Origin of the sequence: Nostoc sp. FACHB-110, from assembly GCF_014697425.1 — a bacterium.
Taxonomy (GTDB): Bacteria; Cyanobacteriota; Cyanobacteriia; order Cyanobacteriales; family Nostocaceae; genus Nostoc_B.
The window spans coordinates 1-2,276 of sequence record NZ_JACJRU010000097.1 but is presented as its reverse complement, the minus strand read 5'-3'; the positions used below and the strand labels follow the sequence as shown (position 1 = coordinate 2,276).

The following is a 2,276-nucleotide window of genomic DNA, read 5'->3' as shown; positions in this document are numbered from 1 at the left end:
TCGACGTTGGTGTGAGCTAGTTGTTCGTTGGTCTGCCTGAGTTGGACTTCGGCTAGTTTGCGTTCTGTAATATCTTCATGGGAGACCAGTACACCAATTACTTCACCTGCGCTATTCGTTAAGGGTACTTTATTCGTTCTTAGCCAAATTTCTTCGCCATTTGGCCCGATTAGTGGTTCTTCATAGTTGAGTTTCGGTTTTCCGGTTGCCATCACCATTGCATCGTCGGCATAGTAGAGATGCGCCCACTTTGCCCAAGGTAATTCAAAGTCGCTTTTACCTAAGATTTGCTCAATCGTCACTTGAGAATCCCGCAAAAATGCACGATTGCAACCGAGAAAGCGTGATTGACGGTCTTTCCAAAAGACTCTTTGGGGAAATGTATCCATCACCAACTGCAACATCGTGCGGGATTCTTCTAGTTTCTGCTCTACTTGTTTGCGTTCACGGATATCAAACAATGTGGAACGGCTGTATGAATAATTTCCCTGTGCATCTTTGACAGCAGTGGCACTAATCAGCACTGGCAAAATTGTGCCATCTTTACAGATCATTTCAAACTCGAAATCGTTTAGCCAACCCTGGGTTTGAAAGCGCGGATAATTATACTCAAAGGCCAAACAACTAGCTGGGGTGAAAAACTTGGCGATGGGTTGACCAATCATTTCTTCACGGGTGTAGCCTAACCATTGCAGTTCAGTTTCGTTGACCTTGATGAATCGACCTTGAGCGTTAAGAGAATGGTAGCCACAGGGGGCATTATTGTATAAATCCTCTACTTCATGGGCATATTTTGTCAGAGCTTCTTCTGCTTGCTTGCGAATTGTAATATCTGTGAGTGTCCCGATGTAGCCAATAACTGCACCATTAAAGTTAGTTTCCGGTGAGATATAGCAGTGAAACCAACTGATACTACCATCTGGACGTAAATGTCGCCCTTCATTAGAAAATAGGCCTTTTGTGCCTAAATTTGCCTCCAACCATTCTGTTAAAATGCGATCGCGGTCTTCAGGATGTATTGCTTCTAACCATCCTGTACCCAAAGCAGCTTGTTTTGGTTTACCGCTTAGATTAGCCCAGCGATCGTTGACGTAATTACAGTTACCATAATTATCGAGGCGAAAAATTGCCACCGGAGCCGCCTGCGCTAAAGTTTCATAGCGGTGTTCGCTTTCTTTAAGGGCTATTTCTATTTGTTTTTGTTGGCTAATGTCTTTGGCAATTCCTAAAAATCCTATATCCTTGCCATCCAAGTCATGGAGGATTTTAATTGATAAAAGTACGGGAAAGCGAGAGCCATCTTTACGAATGTAAGTCCATTCTTTTTCATAGGTTTTACCATTTTGCGTCACGATGGTAAAAAATTCCGTACCGGGAGCAACTTCTCGACCGATTTCTCGTGAGAGTTCTGCGGCTCTTTGTTTGATTTCTTCTAAATCATGAAAAAAAGCAGGTCTTCGCCCAACAACTTCCTCGGCTGTGTAGCCCAACATTTTTTGAGCAGCAGCATTGAAGGTTTGAATACCATTGGCATTATTGTAAATAATTGCGTAGTCACTACCATCCAAAATTGCTTGTTGCAAATTTGTCACAGCTAACAATTCTGCTTCTGTTTGTTTGCGTTTTGTAATATCAATGTTGGAACCAATCATGCGCAATGGCTGTCCATTTTTGTCCCATTCAATTACACGACCAGAACAAATTGCCCAAACAGCAGTACCATCTTTATGTCGATATCTCAATTCTTGGAAATAAGGACTGTCACTACAATTTTGAAAATGTTGGTTAAAGCTGTCCAAAAATTCTGGTAAATCTTCTTCAAACATGAGATATTCCCAATCACGGGATGGGTTAGCTAATTCATGGGTTTCATAGCCCAACATCCGCTTTAAGGTGGGACTAAAGTATCCTTGATTCTCTACCAGCTGCCATTCCCAATAACCTACTTGTGCAGTTTCGAGGATATCTTCTAATAGCTGTAATTCTCCTTGCAGCACTTCGGCTCGTCGCTGTTCGGCTTCGGCTAGTTTGCGTTCTGTGATATTGATAATTACGCCTAGCATTCTCAGCAGTTTTCCGTTGCTGTCATACACGCCTCGCCCTTTGGCTAGTACCCAGTTAATGCTATTGTCTGGTGTGATGAGTTTGTATTCCACTGCATAATCAGTGTGAGTAGCGATCGCTTGTTGTAATTGTTGATCAACTAATTGCCTTTGTTCGGGATGTATTTGATTGAGCCATTGTGCATAACTCAAGCTACAACTATGTTCATGGGG

Annotated in this window: 1 protein-coding gene; it reads right to left on the bottom strand. The window is 42.4% G+C overall.

Going from position 1 to position 2,276, the window contains the following annotated elements:
- The coding region (locus H6G69_RS33420; RefSeq protein ID WP_190694007.1) for a PAS domain-containing protein at positions 1-2,276 on the bottom strand (2,276 nt) is incomplete at both ends.